Origin of the sequence: Candidimonas nitroreducens (assembly GCF_002209565.1) — a bacterium.
GTDB lineage: Bacteria > Pseudomonadota > Gammaproteobacteria > Burkholderiales > Burkholderiaceae_B > Candidimonas > Candidimonas nitroreducens.
In genome coordinates this window covers 108426-132000 of sequence record NZ_NJIH01000001.1, presented here as the reverse complement: position 1 = coordinate 132000, position 23575 = coordinate 108426, and the positions used below count along the sequence as shown (strand labels likewise).

Here is a 23575-nt window from a genome sequence, read left to right as displayed (position 1 = left end):
TTTTATTCTTCGCGCAAGGCCTGCAGCAGCCTGGCCAGGGCCCGCGCGCGATGGCTGACCCGGTTCTTCTCGGCCGGGTCGAGCTCGGCGGCGCTGTGCCCCAGCTCGGGCAGATAAAAATAAGGATCGTAGCCGAAGCCGTTCGAGCCGCGCGGCGCTTCCAGCACGCTGCCGCGCCACACGCCCTGGGCAATCAAGGGCCGCGGGTCGTCGGCCGAACGCAGGTACACCAGCACCGCCACATACGAGGCGCTGCGATCCACCGCGCCCGCCAGATTGCGGATCAGGCAGGCATTATTGGCGGCATCGGATTTTTCCCCGCCATGCAGCGTGGCGTAGCGCGCCGAATATACCCCGGGCGCGCCGTCCAGGGCGTCGACACACAGGCCCGAATCGTCGGCCAGCGCCGCCAGCCCGGTGTGGCGCGCGGCATGCCGCGCCTTGGCCAGGGCATTTTCCACGAAGGTCGCGTAAGGCTCTTCGGCCTCGCCCACCCCCAGCTCGCCTTGCGCCACCATGGCCAGGCCGGCCTGGCCCAATATGGCGGCGAACTCCCGCAGCTTGCCGGCATTGTTCGAGGCCAGCACCACCCGGTTGCCGGATGCAACGCCATGGCCAGATGCCGGGCCACGAACAGACTCTGCGTTATGGCCAGATGCCGGGCCACGAACAGATGCGGCGTTATGGCCGGGTGCCGGGCTATGGCTAGAATTTTCGGACATGAATATGTATTTCCTACTCGAACTATTCGAACGATTCGAACCAGCGAATCAAGCGGCCTGGGGCCATTTACGGCCCGCTTACGCGGGGCGCTGCAGTGCTTCGCGCTGCAGGCTTGCCAGACGGGCAATACCGTCGCGCGCCAGATCCAGCAGGCGATCCAGCGTGGCGCGCTCGAAGGCCAGCCCTTCGGCCGTGCCCTGCACTTCCACGTAGCCGCCGGCACCCGTCATCACCACATTGACGTCGGCATCGCAGCCCGAATCTTCGCCGTAGTCCAGATCCAGCATGGGGACACCCCCCACCAGGCCGACCGAAACCGCCGCCACGCTGTCGCGGATCGGATCCGCCGCGATGGCGCCGCCGTCCAGCAGGCCGCGCACCGCCAGCGCCGCCGCCACCCAGGCGCCGGTAATGCTGGCGCAGCGCGTGCCGCCGTCGGCCTGCAGCACGTCGCAGTCCAAGTGCAGGGTGCGTTCGCCCAATGCCTGCAGGTCGAACACCGCACGCAGGCTGCGGCCGATCAGGCGCTGGATTTCCTGGGTGCGGCCACTTTGCTTGCCGCGCGCCGCCTCGCGGTCGCCGCGCGTATGCGTGGCGCGCGGCAGCATGCCGTATTCCGCGGTAACCCAGCCCTGCCCCCGGCCCTTCAGAAACGGCGGAACCTTGTCCAGCACGCTGGCGTTGCACAGCACGTGCGTGCCGCCGGCGCGGATCAGCACCGAGCCTTCGGCATAGCGCGTATAGCCGGTTTCGATCGACAGCGGGCGCAGCTCGTCGAGGGCGCGCGCCGAGGCGCGTACAGGCGAAGTATCAGGCGACATCATCATTCCAGAGAGGGTGGCAAGCGGCTGCGACCTCTGGGCGCGGCCGGGCAAACGAGTATTTTAGAACGCGCGCGGCGGCGGTATGGTCTTGGGCTGCGGTCTTCGCAAACCGTCTTGGCAATAAGCCTCTGGAAACCGCTACGGCAACAGCCCGGTCAGCAAGCTGCCGGTGCGAAGTGGACAGCCCGGGCAATAGCCATGTATGCACCCGGCAAGAGCCACGCGCAAGATCGGCAATAATGTCGGTTTGACGATCTCATCCAGGACACTCCATGATACGCAGCATGACCGGCTTTGGCGGCGCACGGGCCGAATCCCCCGAAGGTACCCTCAGCATCGAACTGCGCAGCGTCAACAGCCGCTACCTGGATCTGAACTTCCGCCTTCCCGACGAGTTGCGCCTGGCCGAAGGCCCGCTGCGCGAGCTGATCGGCCAGGCCGTGCTGCGCGGCAAAGTGGACGTGCGCGCCTCGTACGCGCGGGCCCGCACCAAGTCCGAAACCCAGCTCGACCCGGAATACCTGGCCACGGTCGCGCAACAACTGGCCGCCGCGCGCGCGGTCATCCCCGATTTGCGCGCGCCGCGCCTGAGCGAATTGCTCAACGGTTCGAACGGCGCACAGTCCGACGCCAGCGAGCCCGATGCCTGGACGGCCGCTTGCGTGCAGGCGGCTACGCAGGCGCTGGGCGAATTCCAGTCCAACCGCGAGCGCGAGGGCCAGCGCCTGGCGGCCATGATGCTCGATTGCGCCGCGCAGGCCGGTGCAATCGTCGGGCAAGTAGAAAGCCAGCTGCCGCAATTGCTGGCCGAGCACCAGGAAAAGCTTGCCAACCGGCTGCGCGAAGCGCTGGAAGCCGCCAACCCCGGCGGCTTTGCCCAGATCAGCGGCGCCGAACTGTCGGCCCGCATCGCCCAGGAAACCTCGCTGTTCGCGCTGCGCATCGACGTGGCCGAAGAACTGTCGCGCCTGCGCTCGCACATCGCCGAACTCGAGCACCTGCTGCGCGGCGGCGAGCCCGCCAGCGGGCGCGGCAAGAACCAGGCTTCCGCCGCCCCTGCTTCCGCCGGCAAGAAAACGGCCGGCAGCACCGGCAAGCGCCTGGACTTCCTGTTCCAGGAAATGAACCGCGAAGCCAACACCCTGGGCTCCAAGGCAGGCGGCCTGGACGTCACCCGCGCCGCCATTGATCTGAAACTATTGATAGAACAGATGAGAGAGCAGGCCCAAAATTTGGAGTAGGGTTTCACGGGGTTCCATACCACCCCGAAAACTCCACGAAAACGTTGGTTTTTAATGAATTTGGCTTTCAAGAGGTAGCAGGCGGTCTCAGGGCAGCGCACGCTATTTGTGGGGGTATCTGTGGGGGAAATTTCGGTTTTGGGCTTGTTACACGAAATTTTCGCGACAACCCCCACAGATCCGGCCGGAGGCCGCGCCAGTGCTAGCTTTGCGGGTTTTGCTTAAATCGCCCTTTTGTAACAGCGTTAGCACGCGTGTTCTCCGGTGTTTATTGCGTAAACACACATCGGAGAACGTATTGTGGCTAAATCGACGACCGTCACAGATAGAACACTTAAGGCGTGGCTACACGCCGGTTCCGTAGATCGAGGCATAGGGGATGGCCTCACCATTGTTGCCGCTCTGGCAAGCGCGCGAAGGCAAAGCTTCGTGGGTCTACGATATCGCTTCGGGGGGACAGAACAAAGAGAAAGTGCTCGGCCGCTTCCCCGACGTATCTTTGAAGAATGCACGCGAACTAGCGCGGCAGGATCGCGCGAAAATTCAACATTTTTGTGCACACGGTGAAAGCTGGCGCTCCGACTGTCGCTAATGACCTACTGCGCCAGCCAGCAAGGCTTATTCGCCGACGTCCACGGCCCACATTATTGATAATGATTCTCGTTTATAATTAATACTTTCCTTATCGATATCAACCACGGGTCACGCACCCTGCCCTGGAGGCCGTTGTCGATGCCCCATACCAGCCACCGCTCCTACGGATGGGAGTTGCCCTCTGTCGCGCCCTGCGTTTCTCTGAGTGGTGGCGTGCTGACGTTCTCTGAGCCCGAGCAGATCATCGAAGACAACGAACCGGGATTGAAGCTTGCCGTGATCCTAGGCGGGCATCTGTCGTTGCGCTTTCCCGACGAGGAAGTGGTTGGTGTCGCGGGCCCGGCTTACCACGTCACGCTCAGCGAAACACCCTATCGTGTTCAGCATCGGTTCGGCACTGCCGAGCCTTTGCAGTATGTGACTGTCCGGATGCCGCTGGACACGCTGGCCAATGATCTCGACCTCGATCCCGCTTGGCTGTCACCACGCTTCGGAACACGCCTTGGCCTGTCTCCCGCCGGCCTGAACCAACGGGCCAACAAGGCGATTCTGGCATTGGGCAGGCAGATGCTCTCGCCACCGATCCCCGGGCCTATGCGCACCTTCTATCTGGCAGGCAAGGCGCTCGAGCTGACGGCAACGGTGATGGCCGCCCTGACGGCGCAAACCGGCACCGTTGCTGCATCACTACGCTCGAGTGACGTGCAGCGGCTGAATCGGGCCCGCGACATTGTGCTGCAGCGGCTGCAATCACCGCCGACGCTGCCTGAACTGGCGCGCCTGGCCGGCCTGAACGTCAACAAGCTGAGCACGGGCTTTCGCCAGGCATTCGGCCACAGTGTCTACGAATTCGTGCGCGACCAGCGCCTGCTGTTGGCGCATCAGATGCTCGCCGCCGGCGACATCAGCGTGGCCGAAGCTGCGCATGCCTGCGGCTACACCGATTCGCACTTCACCAAAGTATTTCGCAAGCGCTACGGCATCGCACCCAGCTTGCTGCGCTGAAGTACCCGCCGGTTCGAAACTTTCCCGATCGCCAGAAAAACTTCCGCAAACGCTACAGGATTCCACAGGCTTGCCCATACCATCTATTGAGATTAATTCTCAATAACAAGGCAAGCTCCATGGTCGATCCCGCATCCAAGACAACAATACGGCGTGCACCACGCCGCCCTACGCAACGGGCATTGAAACGGCACATTGAAAGCGCCGCCTTGTCTGTGCTGTACGCATATTGCGGCGCCGCCATGGCGCAAGGCACGCCCAACGTAGCGGACGCGTCCCGGGCCGCCGCCATGCTGCCCGCCATCACGGTGACCGGGGCGCCCGACGAGGACGTGAGCGCCACCACCAAAATTCCCCAGTCGATCAAAGACACACCCCAGTCCATCACCGTCATCGATCAGGAGCGCATGCAGGAGCAGAACCTGCGCACACTCGACGATGTCATGCAGCAGGCGCCGGGTATCACGGTACAGCCCTATCAGCAGCTCACCACCGCCTATTACGCTCGGGGCTTCAAGATCGACTCGTTCGAAGAGGATGGCGTACCCATCCTGATGGGCAATACGGCATCCCCGCCGCAGGACATGTCTATATATGAGCGCGTGGAGATCCTGCGCGGCGCCAACGGCCTGCTCCATGGCTCGGGCAACCCAGCCGCCACGGTCAATCTGGTGCCCAAGCGCCCGCAAAAAGAGTTCGGCGCGAGCGCCGCGGTCAGCGCCGGCAGTTGGGATCGCTACCGCGCCGAAGCGGATGTGGGCGGGCCGCTGAATGCCTCCGGATCGCTGCGGGGCCGCGTCGTGGCCAGCCAGGAAGACCGTGGCTACTTTTACGATGTCGGCAAGCAGCGCTCGAGCAATTTCTATGGCATCGGTGAACTCGACCTGGGTAGCCGCACGACGCTGAGCGCCGGCATCCAGTACCAGCGCATCCGTTCGGTCACCAACATGGCGGGCGTGCCCTTCTATTCGGATGGCGGCGATATCGGCCTGCCACGATCGACCTATTTAGACGCGTCGTGGGACAGCTTTGATTGGGACACGACCCGCATGTTCGGGGGCCTGGAGCACCATTTCTCCAACGGCTGGCAGTCCAAGATCCTCGTCAACCATCTTTCGAGCGATGCGCACCTGAAATATGCCGGATCCAACGGCGCCATCGACCGCACGACCGGCCTGGGTGCGCGCCTGACGGGCGCGGCCTATCGGTTCGAAAACTCCCAGACTAGCGTGGACGGCTACGCCACAGGCCCCTTCGAATTGTTCGGGCGTACTCATGAATTACTGTTCGGTGCGAATTTCCAGAACACCGAGACCGAGCAGTACACCGCAAGCTTCGTGCCCGCTTTGAATGTCCCTGTGAACGTCTTTTCCTGGGATCCACACAGCGTGCCCGAGCCCGCACTAAGCGATTACCGCTCGCCGGGATCGACCCGCATCGATCAGTCGGGCCTGTACGCCATGGGCCGCTTCAGCCTGGCCGATCCGCTCAAACTGATCGTAGGCGCGCGCCTGAGCCAGTGGAAGCAGGAAACGCCGACCGCCACCACCAAGCCCGATACTCAGCTCACTCCTTACGGCGGGCTGGTCTTTGCGCTGACTCCACAATGGTCGGTCTATGCCAGTTACGCCCAGGTGTTTCAGCCACAGACCCAGGCGACCTGGAGCGGCCAGGCGCTGAACCCGATAGAAGGCACCAATCTGGAGGCCGGCATAAAGGGAGAACTGGCTCACGGCAGGCTCAATGTGTCATTGGCGGCGTTCGACATCCGGCAGCGAAACCGTGCCCAGCCCGATCCCGCTCATCCCTGCGTCGGCCAGGCTTGCTACTACATCACGGGAGGTGATGTCAGAAGCCAAGGCATCGAAGCCGAAGCGACTGGGCGGCTCACACCGAATCTGAGTGTGTCGGCCAGCTATACCTACAACACCACCAAATATTTGAAGGACGCCACCTCCGAGGGCCAACCTTTCGCCAGCTTCACGCCGCGCCACATCGCGAGGCTGTGGGGCAACTATACGCCTGCCTGGAATGCGCGGCGCCTGAGCATCGGGCTCGATGTCCTGGCGCAAAGCGATTACTCCGTTCAATCGGGCGGTACCACCTTGCGCCAAGGCGGCTACGCGCTGGTCAACGCCAGGATCGGCTATCGCATCAGCCGCCGCGTGACGGCCGCGGTCAACGTCAACAACCTGTTCGACCGAACCTATTACCAAAGCCTGTCCAGCCCATCCTGGAACAACCGCTACGGCGAGCCGCGCAGCCTCATGCTCACACTGCGCGCGGAATATTGATGGAACAAGGCTGGTTCGGGCGCATCAGCGCCGCGGCGCGTCACACACGCCGCCACTGTGGTTGGATCCTGCGGGCCTGCGGGTCGTCGTACGCGAACCGGCCCGGATGAGCGCGATCGTTACGACACTGCACAAGAGCCTATATGGCGGCTTTGCCGGACGCATCACGGTCTCTCTTCTGGGGGTAGCGATGACGCTATTGCTGCTGGGCGGTATCGTCCTGCATCCGCGCCGCTGGGCAGCTTGTGCGCGACTGCGTATCCGGGGCGGCTGGCGCACTCTGGCCGCCGACGCACATAAGTTCATCGGCCTCTGGCTATTTCCCTTATTACTGTTGATCAGCGTCACTGGGGTGTTTAGCGGCCTGGGTGCGCTAGGCACGATGACGCTTTCCCGTGCCGTATTCCCAGGCGGAATGCCACAGGCGATGAGCGAGTTGATGGCCGCTCCCACGATCCGGCCGGCCGGGCATCCCGCAGTCATGCCCAGTCTCAATGAACGGGTGTCGCGCCACCAGCTTGCGCATCCCGCATTCCGGCTCGAGACGGTCACCCTTCAATCCTGGGGCGATGCCAACGCCACCCTGACCCTGGCCGGCACCGAACCCGGCCAATTGAGCACGGCGCTCTTTGAAAAATACCAGTATCGAGCCGGCGACGGCCAACTGCTGCGCCACGCCAGCATGGCCGGGCGGGGCATGTGGCTGCGCGCCTTCATCGCGATCCAGCCCCTGCACTTTGCACAGTATGGCGGCGCCCTCGTCACACTCCTGCATTTCGTCGGCGGGCTGGCCGCGGCATTGCTAACGGCCAGCGGCATTCTGATGTGGCTGGCGCGCCGCCAGTCGCAAGACCAACAAGTGGCCACCGTGCATGCCGCAGCATTGGGCACTTGCGGCGGCCTGCTATGCGCGATCGCCCTACTCATGTTCGTCACCAGCGCTCTACCCGCTTCCTTCCCGGCCAAGCCGGAGATACAGCAAATGGTGTTCTGGGTCGTATGGGCGGCCTTCGCAGTGCTGTCGCCACTGCCGGCGTACCGCCGCCATGGCGTGACTATCATCGCCGCCGTATCTGGCCCGGGTTTTTTGCTCGCGGGCGCCATCGACCTAGTCTGCAGCGCCGGCCTTGCATGGAGCGCCCAAGCGCCGGCACTCGTTATTGACGTCTTCTTGCTGCTTGCCGGAGGCGGCCTGTGCTCGCTGGCCGGCAAGCTTCGCGCCCGCGCATACCCTTTTACTACCCTCTTTCCCCAAGGATCTGCCGATGACACGATTTCCTCTTGATGAGACGGAACAAACCTTTGAGTTAACCGGCAATCTGTTGACGCTGCACACCGACTCGGCCGCCCGATGCGTTCCTTTTGCCGAGCGTGCGAGGGTCGATGCCGACTGGATCGTGGGCATCAAGCCCGTGAGCGACGGCAGTACCGTCCATGCGGATTACTGGGAGCGTCATCCACGCGGCGAGGAAATCCTCTGCCTGCTCGCCGGACAGGTCGAGATCATTCTGTCGTGCGAGGGCGGTTCCGAGCGCTCGGTTCTACTGCATGCCGGCCAGGGGTTTATCGTGCCGCGCGGCAACTGGCATCGCCTGCGCGTGCAGCAAGCCGGCAAGCTGATGTTCATTACACCTAGCCAAGGCAGCGAACACCGCCGTGTGGGTAGTGCCGACCTGGAGGCTCAACCATGAAACCCGTACTGCGCCGCACCCACCTGTGGCTCTTGATCGCGCTGCTGTACTTTTCACAGGGCATTCCACTCGGCCTGGCGATGGAGGCGCTCCCTGCGCTGCTGCGCCGTGAAGGTGCTTCGCTGGCAAGTTTGGCCTTTCTGCCCCTCGTAGGCTTGCCCTGGGTACTCAAGTTCCTGTGGGCTTCCCGCGTCGATAACTGCTGGTCCGCCAAGTTGGGTCGGCGCCGCACCTGGATATTGCCCATGCAAGCGACCGTCCTGCTGTGTCTGGCCACGGCTGCGGCGCTCGACATGGCGTCCGGCACGGCGCCATGGATCGTGGCACTCGCCGCCATCGGTTCGCTGGCGAGCGCCACCCAGGACATCGCAACCGATGGGCTCACTGCCGAACACTTCGAAGGCGCGGCACTCGCGCGCGCCAACGCACTGCAGGTCGGCGGAACCATGGTGGGGTTTTTCTTCGGCGGCTCGGGCTGCCTGGTCATGATTGGTCTGTTCGGCCAGCATGCGGCGTTAACCGTGCTGGCCGCAGTCGCAGGCGCCAGCCTGCTGCTCGCGGCAGTCTGGCGCGAAGACGCGCCCGACGCCTTGCAGGCGCGGGAGCCAGCAAGCCTCGCTGGCTTTGTCCGCCGCCCCGGTGCCTTGCTCCTGCTGTGCATCGCCTTGCTCTCGGCCATGACCGCCGCGGCCGGCTACGGCTTGTCGAAGCTGCTGCTGGTGGACGCCGGATGGCCGCTCGACGCCGTGGGCCGCGTTGGCATGGCGGGCGGCATGGTAACCGTCGTGTTGGGCTGCGGGGGCGGCGCATGGCTGGTGGGCCGGCTGGGTTCCCACACTATTTTCGTGGCCGGGGTGGCGATTTCGGCCTTGGCAAGCGCGCTATGGCTAGGCCTGTCCACGCTCGGCCCCGCTCTTCCCGCCGTGTGGGTGTGGCTGGCAACCGCGCTGGGCTGCTTTGGCGCGGGAGCCACCTCGGTAGCGGTGATGACCATGGCGATGGCTTTCGCCCGCCGCGGCGCACAGGCCGGCACCGACATTACGGCAGTGCAGAGCACCCGGGATCTGGGGGAAGTGGCAACTTCCTCCACCGTGACCGGCATCGCCGCGCATCTGGGGTACGCCGGCGGATTCGCAACGGGCTTGGCCAGTGCGATCGCAGCCCTCGCAGTAGCGCTCATCCTACAGCGCCGCGAACAACGTTCGGCCAAGCACGCCCGTTGGGTACGAGAATCTTAGTCGACATGGATTTGCCTCAGATGAGCGGACAGGTCGCGGCAATAAGCACGGACTCTGCGAACTCCTTCGTTTCGACTAAGAGCGGATCACATTTATTCGCTCGCCAGCGCCACCACCGGATCAAGCCGTGCGGCCTGGCGCGCCGGCATGAAACCGAAGATAAGCCCCGTGGCCAGCGCACAGCCGAAGGCTCCCAGGATCGCACGCACCGAGAAGATCAAAGGCACCTTCCAGAAGATCAGCGCCGCGCCGATGACCAGGCCCAGCACCACTCCGGCGCTGCCACCCACCAGCGACACCATCACCGCCTCGGTCAAGAACTGGCGCTGGATGTCGCGCTGACGCGCCCCGGTGGCCATGCGGATACCGATTTCGCGCGTGCGCTCTTTTACTGTCATCAGCATGATGTTCATGACCCCGATGCCGCCCACCAGCAGCGAGATCGCGGCGATCAGCCCCAGCATCAGGGTCAGTGTGTTCTGCGTCTCTTCCTGAGCCTTGACGGCGGCGGCCTGGTTGTAGATGCGGAAATCCTTCACGTGATGCGCCGCCTGCAGTTGCGCGGCGATGGCCTGTTCCGTGGCGTCGGCCTTGGACAGGTCGTCCACCAGCACCGAGATCCAGGAGAGATGGGTCTGGCCGAGCACCCGGCGGCTACCGGTAGAAAACGGCATCAGCACCACGTTGTCGTCGTCCGAATCCCCGGTCACGGCGCCCTTTTCGGCTAACTCACCGATTACCTGGAACGGCACGTTGTTGACCAGCACGTACCTGCCCACGGCATCGGTAGCGCCGAACAGGCGTTGGCGCACCTTCTTGCCCAGCAGCAGCACGGTCGCGAGATCCCGCTCGTCCTGCCAAGTGAAGAACACGCCCCGCAACGGCTTCCAGTTCAGGATGCGCGGGGCGTCTGGGGTCACCGACCACACCCGGGCCGCCGCATCCACGTTGCCGGCCCGCAGTGTCACCTGTCCCTGCAGGAACGGCATGGCCGCCGCTACATTGAGCACCGGCCGCAGCAGAGTGACATCGGATTCGGAGAGCGTACCGCCCAGGCCCCGGGGATTGTCACCGCCGGGCACGACGTACATGCGATTGGTGCCGAATAGCGCCATCTTCTCGATGACTCGAGCCCGGGTGCCCATGCCGATGGCGAGCATGACGATCACCGAGGCCACGCCGATGACGATGCCCAGCAGCGTGAGCAGCGTGCGGTAGCGATTCACGCCCAGCGTGCGCCAGGCCGAGGCCACGGCCTCGCGGGCGTCCATCCAGGCGCTGGCGGCATGGCCGACGCCGGCCCGCATCTGCGTGGCGAACTCGGCGGATGACAAGGCGAACTCGCCAGATGAGGGCAAAGCGGCGGCCGATGCCGCTCGCGGCACAGCGGATGGCGCCGCTGCGGAGGGCTCTTGTGCCGGCTGCGTATCGGCGATGACCCGGCCGTCCCGGATCTCGACGATGCGCCGCGCCCGCGCCGCCACATCGCGGTCGTGGGTAATGAGAATGACCGTATGGCCCGCCCCGGCCAGTTCTTCGAGCAGGGCCATGACCTCGGCGCCGCTCTTGCTGTCCAGGGCGCCGGTGGGCTCGTCGGCCAGGATGACATGGCCGCCGTTCATCAAGGCGCGAGCGATCGACACCCGCTGCTGCTGGCCTCCGGAGAGCTGCGCCGGCCGGTTTCCCAGGCGCCCGCCCAGGCCCAGGCGCCGCAGCAGTTCCGCCGCCCGCGCGGTTCGCGCCGGCACCGGCAGGCCGGCATAGACGGCCGGCACCTCGACATTGCGCAGGGCATCCAGCGTGCGGATCAAATGGTAGCCCTGGAACACAAAGCCGAACGCTTCCCGGCGCAACCAGGCCAGCTCGTCGGCCGAGAAGCCGGCGATGTCCTGGCCGGCGTAGAGGTAGGTGCCCGAGCCGGGCCGATCCAGGCAGCCCAGGATGTGCATCAGGGTCGACTTGCCCGAGCCCGAGGCGCCCATCAGCGCCACGAACTCGCCGGTGCGGATCGACAGCGAAATGCCGCGCAGCACCTCCACCGCCGCGGCGCCATTCTCGCCGCCGTAGGACTTGCGCACCTCGCGCAGTTCGATCAGCGGCACCTCGACGAGCGGCGCACCGATACCTTCTGGTGCACCTTGCCTTACCACCTGAACCTCCCGGCGGCGGCGCGCTCATGGCGGATGCCCGTCACGAGCCGGTCGCCCGGCGCCAGGCCCGACAACACCTCGGCCGTCAGGCGGTCGCGCACACCAGTGTGGATCTCGCGGGCCGCGATACCGCCGTCTGCGGCCTGGATCCGCACCGTGTACCGATCCGGCTTGCCCACTATGGCCTGCAGCGCGGTCAGCGGCGCCAGCACCACGCCATGCGCGGCGGCTTCGACGAAGAACACCTGCGCGCTCATCTGCGGCATCAGCGCGCCGTCGGCGTTGTCCACGTCGAACAGCACCGTGTAGAGCACTACCTTGCCGGCGGTGGGCGCCGAGGCAGCCTTTGAGGAGTCGGACGACGCGGATTCCGGCGGATTGGGCGGCGCGGGCAAGATCTGGCGCACCCTGCCCGTCCAGCGCCGATCGTCGCCCAGCGTGGTGAAGTACACCGGCATGCCGGGCCTGACGCGCCGCACGTCGGCCTCCGACACCTGGATCCAGACCGTCATTGCGGATAGGTCGGCGATGCGCAGGATCTTCGGCGTCTGGTAGGTGGCGTTCAGCGTCTGGCCCTGCCGGGCATCGAGCGTGATGACCGTGCCGCTCATCGGCGCGTAGATACGGGTGTAGCCGAGCTGAGCCTGGTCGCCCTTGAGCGTCGAAGAGGCGCCTTCGATCTGGGCCCGCAGGTCCGCAACGCGGGCCACGGCCACGCGCCAGCTTGCCCGGGCGGCGTCGAGGTCTTGCCGGCTGACAGAATCCTGCTCCGCCAGGCGGCGCTGGCGGGCGTACTGCACCTGGGCCAGGCCGCGCTCGGCCTCCTGCTCGGCCAGCTGCGCACGCAGGCTGTCGAGCGCGGCGCGATCCGCATCGACCTTGGCCTGCTGCACCGCCGGGTCGATCTCCACCAGAAGATCACCCTTCTTCACCACGCTGCCCGGCTCGACGGCGATACGGCGGATCTCGCCCGAGGCCTGCGCCCCCACGTCCACGTAGCTGCGCGGCTGCAAGGTGCCCAGCGCCGTGACGCTGACCTCGATGTCGCCGCGGACTATGGGCACGGTTTCCACGATCTCGCGGGTACGAAACAGCAACCACCACAGCGCAAACGCCAGCAAGACCAGAACCAGCACAAGAACCAGGCGCCGTGCCGATACAGGGAAACACAAGGAGACAGGCATACCGCGGCCGCCCCTATCAATCCGGGCTGCAGGCCGAGGCGCAAGCATTCCGCGCCCGACGGCGGGCGCAGCCTCGCAGCAGCATCACGCCATTGACCATTTTCCCAGCCCGATGTGATCGCATGACCCGCTATTTCCTCCGCTACATCTTGTAGTGCAGCGCGAGCAGCACTTTCGCGGGATTGCCGTAGTAATTGCCGGCAGCGCCCGCCACTGTCGAGAAATATTTGCGATCGAGCAGATTGGTGACGCTCAGCGATGCCGACAGCTTCTTCGAAAACTGATAGCCCACCGTCGCGTCGATCGTCGCATAGCCCGGAGCAACCGTGTCGCCCACGCCGTCCGAGAAATAAGTGCTGCTGGTTGCGTACAGCGCGCCGCCGACATTCCAATCATGCAACTGGCCGGGCAACTGGTAGTTCGCCCACAGCTTGAACTGGTGCCTGGGCGTGAACGAGAATGGCGTGCTGGACGTCACGCTCTGGTCGAGGCTGCGCACCGCCACATACGTGTAGCCGGTGGACAATGTAAGGCCGGGCAGGACTTCGCCGCTTGCGGTCAGCTCGACCCCCTGGCTGCGCGCCCGGCCCTGGGCAACATAAAAGCCCACATGTTCCGGGTCGGAGAAGGCCCGGTTGGTTTCGTCGATCTGGAATAATGCAAACGAGGTGTTCAGCTTGCCGCCGAAGTATTCGCCCTTCAGGCCGATTTCATATTGCTTGCCGGTCACGGGCTTGATCATCTGGCCGTCATAGGTAAAAAACGACGTCTGCGGCTTGTAGATCGATGTGTAGCTCGCATACGCGGAATAAGTGTTGTTGATGTCGTAGACGAGTCCGGCGAGCGGCGTGACTTTCGGCCCGGCCCGGTTGTGCGAATAGGTTTCGCCGAACTGGTTGTAGTAGGGATCGGCATTCGGCGTCAGGGTGTTGTCCCACCACGTGGCGCGCCCGCCGACTATCAGCGTCAGCGGATCGAGAATATTGAAGCGTGCGTTGCCGTAGACCCCGTATTGGTTGGTCACGGTGCGGAAATCGTTCTGCGGGCCTCCGGCAAAATCGTTCGAATAAACCGATGTGTCCAGGATGCTCGTGAAGAAATCCCCCCACATGTCGAGCCCGCTGGCCGGATTGATGAAGTACTGTGTCGAGCGGTCGGACTGATGCAGATAGTTCGCGCCTATCGTCAACTGATGCTTGCGGCCGAATAACGTGAATGGCCCGCTGGCATATGCGTCGACGGCATCCTGCGTGTTCCGGTCCTTGTAGTTGTAGCTGTATGGATTGCCGTCGTACGTAACCGGGTCGACATACGAGCCCGGAATCCCGTTCATGAAATGCTGGCTGGACTGCATGTGGTTGTATGCAAGTTTCGCGGCCCAGCCATGGGACAGCTTCTGCTCGATCTCGGCGAAGGCATTCCACTTCTCGGCCGACAGGTGATCCCAGTCCGCACCGAGATACCGGTCGCGTGGCAAAGCGACGATCGAATAATCCAGATAAGTCGGAAGCCCGTACATGACATGGCCGGATTGCTTCGAATAGCTCAGGCCGATACGACCCGTCGTCGTCGGAGTCAGGTCGGCGTCGGAGTCAGGTCGGCTTCCAGCGTGCCATATACTTGTTGATCCCGCTGCCAGGATCCTTCCTGCATCAAATGCTGATCATGCTGCACTGCCACCAGCCGGCCGCGCAGTGTGCCGGCCTCGTTCAACGGGCCGCCAATGTCCACTTGTTCGCGATGGTCGGCATAGGTTCCCACCGACAAATCCGCCGAGGCCGCGAATGCTGAGGGCGCACGCTTGCGCACGAGATTGACCGCACCGCCATCTCCGCCGAAACCATTGAACAGGCCGGCTGGCCCGCGCAGCACCTCGACGCGATCGAACATCGCGATATCGTCGGCGACCGTCGCGCTGCCGCTGGACGGAATCGTCGTCGGCACGCCGTCCAGCTGGATGGCCGTGATCGGAAAGCCGCGCACGAGATAAGAAGTGTCGTTCGGGTTGGCCAGCGCCACGGCCACGCCGGGCGCATACTTCAGCACATCGTCGACCGAGGTCGCGTTCTGCGCCATGATTTGCTGCTGGGTGATCACGCTGACCGAATTCGGAATCTCGCGCTGCGTCAACGGTGTCTTGGATCCCACCGACAAGGGAGGATTGAGCCGCTCGGCCTCCGTCTCCGTGGTTCCGAGCACCGTCACCGCCGGCAAGGTGGCCACATTCCCATTGGCCTTGGAGACCGGCAGAGGCCTCAACGTATATTCTCCATTATTGTCACGGACTGCTTGCAGGCCGGTGCCGGACAGCAGCCGGCGCAGGGCATCGCCGGCGGTATAGCTGCCACGCAGGCCAGGGCTGTTCAATCCAGCGGTAAGCGCCGCGTTGACGGATATGGCCTCACCTGACTGCCGGCCGAAGCGGCCCAGCGCCTGGTCCAGCGAGCCGGACGGAATATCGAAACGATGACGCGATTCGGCCGCCGCGGCCTGCGTGCTTTGGGCCTGGGAAGACGCAGGAAGCGCCCACGCCATGGCGCTCATCGACACCCACAGCACGGCCTGTGCAACAGGTGCCCACGAATGCCGCGCCAGCATGGCGGGACGGCAAACGCCTGTATCGCGGTGCCTGCGGGATGTCGGTGAAAAAGACGGATGTGCCCGGCGAGCAGCCATAATGCGGATTCCTCGGTAGATGCTTGTTATCAAGAAAAGCGCCGACGAGGAACGGATAAAAACAATCCCCGAGGGCTTCTAGAAAGGAAGCCGCATGAGATCGAAAAACCTGCCAGGCAATTTGTAATTTGATGTATCTATCGCCTACCCGAAACCCAGGCAGCGCAAGCACAATGAATCATCGGGCAGCCACCGTCACCCAGTATCGGGTGTAACGGACTATCCGTACGGGCAGACGCCGCCCCAGCGAGTCGAGTATCCGTTCCGTCGCATCGGGGCCGTCCAGGGGCCAGACGCCGGTAATACGCAGGTTCGCCACTTCCGGCGCGCAACGCAGCCTTCCATGGCGGTAGCGGCTCAACTCGGCGACAAAGTCGGCCAGCCGCATGCCTTCGGCCGAGAACATGCCATGGATCCACCCCTGCCCATCTTCGTCCAGCGCTACAGGCGCCTCGATACGGTCGGGCGTGAAACGCACCTGTTGATGAGCTTGAACGAGCAACGGCCCTGCGTGTATCGCGCGAACCTGGACGGCGCCTTCGGTTACGGCGAGCTGGGTGTAGTGCCGGTCGCCGGCATCGGCGTCGCGTCGCACCGTGAACCGGGTTCCGATGGGCCTCAATTCTCCGTCAGCCGTGGCGACAATGAACGGCCGGCGGGCGGGATCCTGCGCTGTAGCGATCATGATTTCGCCGCCGCGCAGGACGATGCGGCGTTCGCGGGCGCTGAAACGCAAATCGACGGCCGTAGCCGTGTTCAGCAACAGCCGCGTTCCATCCGCAAGCACCAGGCTGCGGCGCTCGCCGGTCGACGTGTGCACATCCGAGAGCGCAATGGCAAGCTCGCTGCGCCAAGGAACCTGATCCTGGAAGAGATAAAGGCCGGCGCCGCCCGCGCCGATCCACGCCAACCGCTTGAACGCCCGGCGCCGGCTGGAAAAAGAGGCTGCCCGTGCCAGCGTCGCCCGGGTAAGGGCCGGAGCGACACGCGTTGCGCTGCCTTGCAAGCGGGTGCCCAGGTGCTCGAGGCGCGCCCAGGCCTGGGCATGATCGGGGTGGGCCGCCCGCCAGCGGTCGAATTCTGCCCGATCCCCAGCTGTCGCTGTGCCCGATGCAAGCCGCACATACCAGGCAACGGCCCGTTCCACGATGGCCTCGGGGATATGCCCGCCTCCGGGCTCGCCCGCCACGGCAGAGGCGGCACCCGGGGCTGCGATATCCAAAGGGGAGCGGGCGGAATCTTCCATTAGCGAGCAAAGGCCATCAGCCACCGACGTACAGTGCCTTGTAGCACTGTGCCATGGCTCGGGTCATGGCCTTTTGCACCACGTTGACGGTGATGCCCAGGCGGACAGCGATCTCTGGGTATGTCAGACCGTCGATCTGGGAAAATAGAAAGACTTCCCGGACGCGAGAGGGCAAACCATCGAGCAAGGCGGCAATCTCTTCCAGCGTTTCCAGGATCAAAGCACGCTGCTCGGGGGATGGCGCGACCGCTTCCGCCTGCACTGCCAGAGTGTCGAGCCAAGCCTGTTCGAGCGCCTTGCGGCGCCAGTGGCTGACGACCAGGCCGTTGGCAATAGTGGTGAGATAAGCCCGCGGCTCCCGGATAGCCCCCTGTTCGCGTCCACGAAGCACGCGCACGAAGGTGTCCTGCGCCAGGTCGGCCGCGTCGAACGCATTGCCGAGCTTGCGGCGCAGCCATCCCTGCAGCCACCCATGATGGCTGTAGTAAAGAGTCTCGACGCTGGGTGAAGATGCCTGATCTGGCACGGGCTGATCCATGGTGTCTGCATAGCGCAGCACCAATCTAAATAAGAATTAATATCAATTATCGCCATTAGAGGCGATTTTTGCAACGCCATACGGGCGCCCTGTTCAAAAAGAGATCACAAGCTTCAACGGGCCGGTCGCCCTACACCAGACGAAGTTCCCATGCGCTCAAAAACCACTACCGTCCGGCACAGGCGTTCAGCCCGACACCGATGATCGGCAAGGTGGAAGTCAGCGCCTGGGCGCGGCACATGGCCGCGGCGCTGAACTTCGGCCCTACGCGGCCTCTTTGGCCGATAGCGTCATGCTGCAATGCTCTCCCTGCCTTTAGGCGCGAACATACACCCATGCATCCTTGCCAGACTTGAGCCGAACCAGAACACGCTTGTAATCGGAAACTTCGTAACTATCGGCCGCGGCCAACTCCGCCTGCGTGATGCGAAAAACCTTGCCGGGGACTTCGTCGGCCGGATTTCCCGTGGCCGCGACTATGGGATGAAATTTCTGCCCGCTTTTACGGAGAACTTCAGGGTCGGTGATCTCTACCATCGTCTGGCTGTAGCCGGGCATGGCATCGGCCTCGGCCTCCAGCAGGCGACCGAAGGATTCGATCTGGACGTTCTCGAGCTGCAATGTTCCGTATGAGAACAACCATACATTTCGTCCTTCTGGCATGTCTTCTGTCCTCAACGGTATGCACTTCTGAAAGGTTGTTCAAGCCCGAAATATATGTGGCGGAAAACACTTCATCGCTGGCCCCATCATATGACCCAGCAGTCACTCGGGTTCATCTGCTCACCCGTGCCGTGACGAGCCGCTCCAGGCGCCCTGCACGAGTCCTGCGCCGAGCGAACCACAGATACAGGCCGCTGCACAGCACCACGATGGTGATGAGATCGAGCAACGCCCAGATGATCTTCAGCGGCAGGCCACCATAGTCGCCGAAGTGCAGCGGGCGAGAGACCTCCAGTACCCGCAGGTACCAGGGCATTTTCACGACCGCCGTCAGCGCACCGCTGCGGGCATCCACCAGCACCGGGGTGAACAGCCGTGAAGTCAGCGTGCTGCTGCCGTGCCCCCAGAGCAAGTAATGATAGGGGCTGCCGCCTTCGGCGCCGGGATAGGTGATGCCGGTGAACGTCGTGCCCGGCGCCGCGCGCCGGGCTGTGTCGTAGGCGGCCTGCACCGAACTCAATCCGGCCTGGGGCGGCATCGGCTCGTTCCGATAGGACTGCAGCAGGGCCTTGACATCGGTGCGCTGCCAGACCGCGAACAAGGGCGTGGACAGCTCGTTCATCAGGCCCGTGGCCCCCACCACGAAGGCCCAGGCCAGCGTCACGGCGCCCAGGAGGTTGTGCAGATCCAACCATTTCAGGCGCCGGCTGCGGCCCGAACGCACCGTGCCGAAATCGAGCTTTCTCATGAAGGGCCCATACAGCACCACGCCGGACACGATCGCGGCAACGAACAGCGCCGCCATCGCCCCCAGGAACAGCTCGCCGGCCAAGTCGGCGAACAAATCCATGTGCAAGCGCAGCATCCAGTCCATGAAGCCCAGCGGACGCTGCCCGATCGGCTTGGATTGCTCCAGCACCTGGGCCGTGCGCGTGTCGAAGCGCACGAAGTGCCCGGACTTCGGATCGCGCTTGGCCGTTTCGAACGACGGCGCCATCCAGACGTAGGCCTGCGGCTCGTCGTCGTCCACGAAGATCGAGGTCACGACTTCCTGCGGATACAAAGCACGGGCGGACGAGGCCAGCTCGTCGAGGCTGGCGTTCGGCGTGCCCGCAGGCAGTTGCACATAGGTGTGCGGCTCCAGCCAGTCGTGGATTTGCTCGGAAAAAACCAAAGGCAGCCCGGTGGCGCAAATCACTAGCAAAAAGACGGTGCAGATCAAACTGGACCATTTATGCGTAAGCACCCAGCCCCTATGTATTGAAGAAGACATGCTCGTGTTCGATCAGACCAGTCAAAAATCTATCGTAGCCGAAAGCATGAAGGTACGCGGAGCGCCAAGGGTAATCGTGCCCGGGGAGTTGACGCCCTCCCAATAGTTCTTGTCGAATAGATTGTGAATGCCCGCACGGAAAACGACCGGGGTTGCGCTGACCTTGGTGGCGTAGCGCGCACCGACGTCCACGCGGGTCCAATTCGGTATCTTGAGCTTGTTGGCGTTGTCCACGTACTGCGAACTGGTGTTGATGACACGGCCCGAAAGCGTCAGGCCGGCTATGCCGGGCACATCCCACTCGACCCCCAGGTTGGTCGCCCAAGGCGCGGCTCCCGGTGCCTCGTTCCCGTCGTAGGCGCCGCCCTGCGTCCTGGTGAGCCGGCCCTGGATATAGGTCACGCCGCCCAGCACGCGCAGGCGCGGCGTGATTTCGCCGAAGATGTTCCATTCGATGCCGCGGTTGCGCTGCTCCCCATCGAGGCGCAGCGTGGGCAATGGCGAAGTACTGTAATCCGCCAGGGTGCTGGGCTTTCTGATCTCGAAAAGGCTGAGCGTGTTGGTGACGCGCCCCGTTTCCAGCTTGGCGCCGACCTCGATTTGCTTGGTCTTGTAGGGCGGAAATACTTCCCCGGCGTTCTGGTAAGTATTGCCTACCGTCGCCCCTGCCGACAGGCCTTCGATCACATTGCCATAGAGCGAAAGATGCTCGTAAGGTTTCACAACCAGGCCGAGCATCGGGGTCCATGCGCCCTGATCATAGCGGGCGGTCATTGCGCCGCTGTTGTGATCGAAATTCTCCGTTTCCACGTTCTGCCGGCGCACGCCCAGGGTGAGCAGCACGCGCTCGTCGAACATGCTCAAGGTATCGGCCACGGCCAGGCTGCTCAACTCCATCGTCGAATCCTTGAGGGGCTGCACCGATTCCGACGGCAGCACAGGCGTGCGCGGGGCATAGATATTCGTCGTAAATGGGTTGTATGAATAGTTGTCCTTCACGTAGTCCGTCTGCCGGGCCCCGCTCAAAACAAGCGTGTGGCGCACTGGCCCGGTATCGAAGGCGCCGCGCAAGCCGATCTCTTCCGAGTCTCCATGCGTGTCATAAGGAAACTGCATCACCAAGGTGTTGGCGTCGCCGTTTGCCTGGACGTTGTAGACGCTGCTGAGCAAATAACCGCTGTACTGATAGTGTCGGTAGCCGGCCTTGGCGTAGGCCGTCAAGTGATCCGCAAGATCGACCTCGCCGCTCAGCACGACCCCCTCGGTTCTCGCATTGCCGCTCGCCCAGGGAGAGATATTGGTGCTCCCGTCCGGCGCGCGAGGCACAGCTGTCAGGCCATCGGCCAGGCTTACGGCCAGGGACGATCCGTCCCGGTTCCGGTCTTCGATGCGGTAGGCATCCAATGCCACGCGCACGCGGTCTCCCCGATAATCCAGTGCCAGGGAACCCGTATTGCTGCCGCGCTTCGACTGGCCATCGATGTACGTGTCGCCGCTGCTATAGCCGCCATTGAAGCGCACGCCCCATTCCTTGTTCTGCCCGAAGCGCCGACCTATGTCTACATTGGTATGCCACAGCGAGTCCGACTCCAAGCCCAGCGACAGGCGTGTCAGCGGATCGTTCCCCGCCCGCTTGGGCACGAGGTTGATCGCGCCGCCGACCACGCCGTTCGGGGACATGCCGCCGAGCAGCGCGCTCGGCCCTTTCAGCACCTCGATACGCTCGGCGAAATCGACCGGCACGGCGCCGTATCGCGGGATGATGCCATACAAGCCATTGAAGGCAATGTCGCCGCTATTGACGTTGAATCCCCGGATCTGGAAATATTCGTAGAACCCGCTGGCCGGCCAGGCGCGGCGCACAGAAGGATCGTTGTCCAGCACATCGCCGACGCTACGGGCTTGCTGATCGGCGATCAGCTCCGACGTATAGCTCGTCTGGTTGAAGGGTGTATCCATGACGTCCGTGTTGCCCAGCATCCCCAGGCGGCCGCCACTCGCGACCTGCCCGCCGGCATAGACGGGCGGCAGCCCGCCCGTGCCCGCCTGGCCTTGCACCGCGATGGCCGGCAGGGTCGTCACCCCGGCTCCCGAAATGTCCGCGGGCGCCTGGCGCAATACATAGACGCCCCCGCTGCCGGCGACCGCTTCCAGCCCCGAGCCGGCAAGCAGGCGGGCAAACCCTTCGCCAACGGTGTAGCTGCCGTCCAGGCCGGCCGCTGTCTTCCCGCGGGTCAGCACGGGAGGAATGGTCAGGCTCACACGCGCCGCTGCGGCGAAGTTCGCCAGGGCATCGTCCAGCGCCCCGGGCGCGATCTTGTATGGCTGCCTGAAATCGGCCGCCTGCGTGGCCGTTCGGGAAGCTGCCGCTGGCTGTGCCTGTACAGTAGCGCACGCGGCGCAGGCAAAGGCAAACACAAGGCCTTGCATGGCTTGCGACAGGGCAGTGCGACCGAGGGTGCCGGTTGCGCAGGAAAGATGACGGCGACGGGCCATGATGACTTTTTCTCCCGGAAATGTATGAAGTGAGGCTCCTACCTGCTTCACACGCGAGATCCGGAAAATGGACAGGCGTCGGCAAAGAAATTCGTAACGATGGAACCGTCGCAGCCTCCAAGCTCAGCTGCCAGCTTGTGTCACCGTGACCCAGTAACGAGTCCGATAGACCACTGCCACCGGAAGCGCGCGCTGCAAGCTGTCGAGCACTGCACCGGTATCGTGCAACTGGAATACGCCGGAGATCCGCAGGCCCGCTACCGCGGGGTCGCAGCGCAGCACGCCCGGCCGATAGCGTCCCAGTTCGGCGACGAAGTCGCCCAGGCGCATGTTCTTGACCCGAAGCACGCCGCTTGCCCAATCCGCTGCCTGCGAACCAGCCGCCGACGCCCTGCCCACGGCGTGGGAAGAAAAATCCACCTGTTGCCCCGCCTGCAATACCACGGCATCGTCCGCAGCATCCATCGGGCGCACTTCGACGGCGCCCTCCAGCACGGCAAGATGGGTACGGCTGCCGCCGGTATCCCGCACGACGAATCGCGTGCCGAGCGCCCGCAGCCGGCCATGCGCCGAAGCCACGATAAAAGGGCGATAGGCCGCATTGTCCGGCGGCACAATATCCGGTGCCGTTTCGACCAGGATTTCTCCTGCACGCAACCGAACCAGGCGCTCCTTGTCGCCGTAAGCCACATCCACAGCGGTAGCGGTATTCAGCCAGACACGCGAGCCATCGGCCAGCTTCAGCTCACGCATTTCACCCGTCGCGGTGCGATAGTCGGCCAGCCACTCGCGCGCAGGCGAGGCGCGCCAGGCGACCCATGCCGCGGGCGGCGCGATCAGCAAGAACGCCAGGGCCTTGACGGCCGTGCGCCGATCCAGCCGCGCGCCGCGGTTCAACACCGGCATCGACAATGCGGCCGGCACATGGCCCAGCTTCTGTTCCAGCCGCTGGACGCGCTGCCAGGCGAGCTCATGCGCCGCGTCGGCCTGGCGCCATTCCCGCAGGCGCGCATGATCCTCCTGCGACGCCTGGTCAGACTTCAGCAGCAGGAACCATTCGGCCGCTTGCAGGGCTACGGCTTCGCTCAAACCGCCCTTGCCGCCCTGCGGAAACAGGCCTATTCCATCAGGAGTATGCATCGTGCCAATGCCTGGGCAACGTACCGCCTGGCCGTGCGCTCGCTGACCGCGAGCCGTGCCGCAATGTCGTCATAGCCCAGGCCCTCCAGCTGGGCCATCAGGAAAGCGGCGCGAGTCTTTGCGGGCAGGCCGCCCAGCAGCGCATCGATCTCCTGCAGCGTTTCGAAGATGATGAGCCGCTGCTCTTCCGAAGGCGCCACAGGTTCCGGCATCGAGGCCAGGGCCTCGATATAGGCTTGTTCCAGCGACCGCCGCCGATAGAGGTTGCTCACCAGCCGTTTGGCGATGACCGCAAGGTAGGCGCGCGGCTGCTCCAACTGCCAATTGGCCTGCTTCTCCGGCGTGCTGTCGGGGGTGGCCAGCAAGCGCACGAAGGTGTCCTGGGCAAGGTCGGCCGCATCGGGCGAATTGCCCAGCTTGCGGCGAAGAAACCCCAGCAACCAGCCGTGATGGTCACGATAGAGCGTGTGCATACCCTGCTGCATGGCAGGTTCCGCAGCCGACACTAGACAGCCCCTTCTTAAACAGAAACTTGTAAATGAGAATGGTTTCTGTTTATAACCTAATTCGAACTTGTCTGCACGTTCTTTGGGCAAGTG

Annotated in this window: 20 protein-coding genes; 7 read left to right on the top strand and 13 right to left on the bottom strand. The window is 63.9% G+C overall.

Going from position 1 to position 23575, the window contains the following annotated elements; all coding sequences use genetic code 11:
* Positions 1-2: 2 nt before the first annotated feature.
* Positions 3-590 carry an RdgB/HAM1 family non-canonical purine NTP pyrophosphatase gene (gene rdgB, locus CEY11_RS00610; RefSeq protein ID WP_233154667.1) on the bottom strand — a complete coding sequence of 196 codons (588 nt, stop codon included), beginning with the start codon at positions 588-590 and terminating at the stop codon, positions 3-5.
* Between the two features lie 210 nt (positions 591-800).
* On the bottom strand, positions 801-1544 hold the full coding sequence (rph, locus tag CEY11_RS00605) for a ribonuclease PH (protein ID WP_198958799.1): 744 nt from the start codon (positions 1542-1544) through the stop codon (positions 801-803).
* 275 nt (positions 1545-1819) lie between these two features.
* Between rph and CEY11_RS00600 the strand changes: the two genes are divergently transcribed.
* The 7 genes from CEY11_RS00600 to CEY11_RS00575 all read left to right on the top strand — a co-directional run bounded on the left by CEY11_RS00600 (position 1820) and on the right by CEY11_RS00575 (position 9610).
* Entirely contained in the window at positions 1820-2788 is a 969-nt protein-coding gene (locus CEY11_RS00600) for a YicC family protein (RefSeq protein ID WP_088601406.1), read from the top strand.
* A gap of 379 nt (positions 2789-3167) precedes the next feature.
* Positions 3168-3380, top strand: a complete 213-nt coding sequence (locus CEY11_RS24955; protein WP_143322636.1) for an Arm DNA-binding domain-containing protein — start codon at positions 3168-3170, stop codon at positions 3378-3380.
* Between the two features lie 140 nt (positions 3381-3520).
* The gene (locus tag CEY11_RS00595; protein ID WP_088601405.1) at positions 3521-4387 is read left to right on the top strand and encodes a helix-turn-helix transcriptional regulator; all 867 of its coding nucleotides are present in this window, start codon (positions 3521-3523) and stop codon (positions 4385-4387) included.
* Positions 4388-4629: 242 nt separating this feature from the next.
* Positions 4630-6681: a TonB-dependent siderophore receptor gene (locus CEY11_RS00590; RefSeq protein WP_088601568.1), complete on the top strand. Its 2052-nt coding sequence runs from the start codon at positions 4630-4632 to the stop codon at positions 6679-6681.
* Entirely contained in the window at positions 6596-7966 is a 1371-nt protein-coding gene (locus CEY11_RS00585) for a PepSY-associated TM helix domain-containing protein (RefSeq protein WP_332888351.1), read from the top strand. The genes CEY11_RS00590 and CEY11_RS00585 overlap by 86 nt, the downstream gene beginning before the upstream one ends.
* On the top strand, positions 7947-8372 hold the full coding sequence (locus CEY11_RS00580; protein WP_143322632.1) for a cupin domain-containing protein: 426 nt from the start codon (positions 7947-7949) through the stop codon (positions 8370-8372). Before CEY11_RS00585 ends, CEY11_RS00580 begins: the two co-directional genes overlap by 20 nt.
* A complete protein-coding gene (locus CEY11_RS00575) occupies positions 8369-9610 on the top strand; it encodes a RhtX/FptX family siderophore transporter (RefSeq protein ID WP_088601402.1) in 1242 nt (413 codons plus the stop codon). The genes CEY11_RS00580 and CEY11_RS00575 overlap by 4 nt, the downstream gene beginning before the upstream one ends.
* 92 nt (positions 9611-9702) lie before the next feature.
* Here the strand turns inward: CEY11_RS00575 and CEY11_RS00570 are convergent, their stop codons facing one another.
* The 11 genes from CEY11_RS00570 to CEY11_RS00520 all read right to left on the bottom strand — a co-directional run bounded on the left by CEY11_RS00570 (position 9703) and on the right by CEY11_RS00520 (position 23461).
* On the bottom strand, positions 9703-11760 hold the full coding sequence (locus CEY11_RS00570; protein WP_233154654.1) for a MacB family efflux pump subunit: 2058 nt from the start codon (positions 11758-11760) through the stop codon (positions 9703-9705).
* Complete coding sequence (locus tag CEY11_RS00565) at positions 11754-12944, bottom strand: efflux RND transporter periplasmic adaptor subunit (RefSeq protein ID WP_088601401.1); 1191 nt, start codon at positions 12942-12944, stop codon at positions 11754-11756. The genes CEY11_RS00570 and CEY11_RS00565 overlap by 7 nt, the downstream gene beginning before the upstream one ends.
* A 142-nt stretch (positions 12945-13086) precedes the next feature.
* The gene (locus CEY11_RS00560; RefSeq protein ID WP_332888350.1) at positions 13087-14493 is read right to left on the bottom strand and encodes a TonB-dependent siderophore receptor; all 1407 of its coding nucleotides are present in this window, start codon (positions 14491-14493) and stop codon (positions 13087-13089) included.
* Between the two features lie 26 nt (positions 14494-14519).
* On the bottom strand, positions 14520-15542 hold the full coding sequence (locus CEY11_RS00555; RefSeq protein WP_158215151.1) for a TonB-dependent siderophore receptor: 1023 nt from the start codon (positions 15540-15542) through the stop codon (positions 14520-14522).
* A gap of 256 nt (positions 15543-15798) precedes the next feature.
* A complete protein-coding gene (locus CEY11_RS00550; RefSeq protein WP_158215150.1) occupies positions 15799-16842 on the bottom strand; it encodes a FecR domain-containing protein in 1044 nt (347 codons plus the stop codon).
* Positions 16843-16882: 40 nt separating this feature from the next.
* A complete protein-coding gene (locus CEY11_RS00545; RefSeq protein WP_088601566.1) occupies positions 16883-17404 on the bottom strand; it encodes a sigma-70 family RNA polymerase sigma factor in 522 nt (173 codons plus the stop codon).
* A 315-nt stretch (positions 17405-17719) separates the two neighbouring features.
* A complete protein-coding gene (locus tag CEY11_RS00540) occupies positions 17720-18067 on the bottom strand; it encodes a gamma-glutamylcyclotransferase family protein (RefSeq protein ID WP_088601397.1) in 348 nt (115 codons plus the stop codon).
* Positions 18068-18179: 112 nt separating this feature from the next.
* Entirely contained in the window at positions 18180-19340 is a 1161-nt protein-coding gene (locus CEY11_RS00535; protein WP_088601396.1) for a PepSY-associated TM helix domain-containing protein, read from the bottom strand.
* Positions 19341-19361: 21 nt separating this feature from the next.
* Positions 19362-21836: a TonB-dependent receptor gene (locus tag CEY11_RS00530; RefSeq protein ID WP_143322631.1), complete on the bottom strand. Its 2475-nt coding sequence runs from the start codon at positions 21834-21836 to the stop codon at positions 19362-19364.
* A gap of 123 nt (positions 21837-21959) precedes the next feature.
* Positions 21960-22976, bottom strand: a complete 1017-nt coding sequence (locus tag CEY11_RS00525; RefSeq protein ID WP_088601394.1) for a FecR domain-containing protein — start codon at positions 22974-22976, stop codon at positions 21960-21962.
* Positions 22955-23461: a sigma-70 family RNA polymerase sigma factor gene (locus tag CEY11_RS00520; RefSeq protein ID WP_088601565.1), complete on the bottom strand. Its 507-nt coding sequence runs from the start codon at positions 23459-23461 to the stop codon at positions 22955-22957. The genes CEY11_RS00525 and CEY11_RS00520 overlap by 22 nt, the downstream gene beginning before the upstream one ends.
* Positions 23462-23575: the final 114 nt, after the last annotated feature.

Coding starts and splice junctions, on each gene's coding strand:
- rph (WP_198958799.1), bottom strand. CDS start 1,544: ATGTCGCCTGATACTTCGCCTGTACGCGCCTCGGCGCGCGCCCTCGAC.
- CEY11_RS00600 (WP_088601406.1), top strand. CDS start 1,820: ATGATACGCAGCATGACCGGCTTTGGCGGCGCACGGGCCGAATCCCCC.
- CEY11_RS24955 (WP_143322636.1), top strand. CDS start 3,168: ATGGCCTCACCATTGTTGCCGCTCTGGCAAGCGCGCGAAGGCAAAGCT.
- CEY11_RS00595 (WP_088601405.1), top strand. CDS start 3,521: ATGCCCCATACCAGCCACCGCTCCTACGGATGGGAGTTGCCCTCTGTC.
- CEY11_RS00590 (WP_088601568.1), top strand. CDS start 4,630: ATGGCGCAAGGCACGCCCAACGTAGCGGACGCGTCCCGGGCCGCCGCC.
- CEY11_RS00580 (WP_143322632.1), top strand. CDS start 7,947: ATGACACGATTTCCTCTTGATGAGACGGAACAAACCTTTGAGTTAACC.
- CEY11_RS00575 (WP_088601402.1), top strand. CDS start 8,369: ATGAAACCCGTACTGCGCCGCACCCACCTGTGGCTCTTGATCGCGCTG.
- CEY11_RS00565 (WP_088601401.1), bottom strand. CDS start 12,944: ATGCCTGTCTCCTTGTGTTTCCCTGTATCGGCACGGCGCCTGGTTCTT.
- CEY11_RS00555 (WP_158215151.1), bottom strand. CDS start 15,542: ATGCTGGCGCGGCATTCGTGGGCACCTGTTGCACAGGCCGTGCTGTGG.
- CEY11_RS00545 (WP_088601566.1), bottom strand. CDS start 17,404: ATGGATCAGCCCGTGCCAGATCAGGCATCTTCACCCAGCGTCGAGACT.
- CEY11_RS00540 (WP_088601397.1), bottom strand. CDS start 18,067: ATGCCAGAAGGACGAAATGTATGGTTGTTCTCATACGGAACATTGCAG.
- CEY11_RS00535 (WP_088601396.1), bottom strand. CDS start 19,340: ATGTCTTCTTCAATACATAGGGGCTGGGTGCTTACGCATAAATGGTCC.
- CEY11_RS00530 (WP_143322631.1), bottom strand. CDS start 21,836: ATGGCCCGTCGCCGTCATCTTTCCTGCGCAACCGGCACCCTCGGTCGC.
- CEY11_RS00525 (WP_088601394.1), bottom strand. CDS start 22,976: ATGCATACTCCTGATGGAATAGGCCTGTTTCCGCAGGGCGGCAAGGGC.
- CEY11_RS00520 (WP_088601565.1), bottom strand. CDS start 23,461: ATGCAGCAGGGTATGCACACGCTCTATCGTGACCATCACGGCTGGTTG.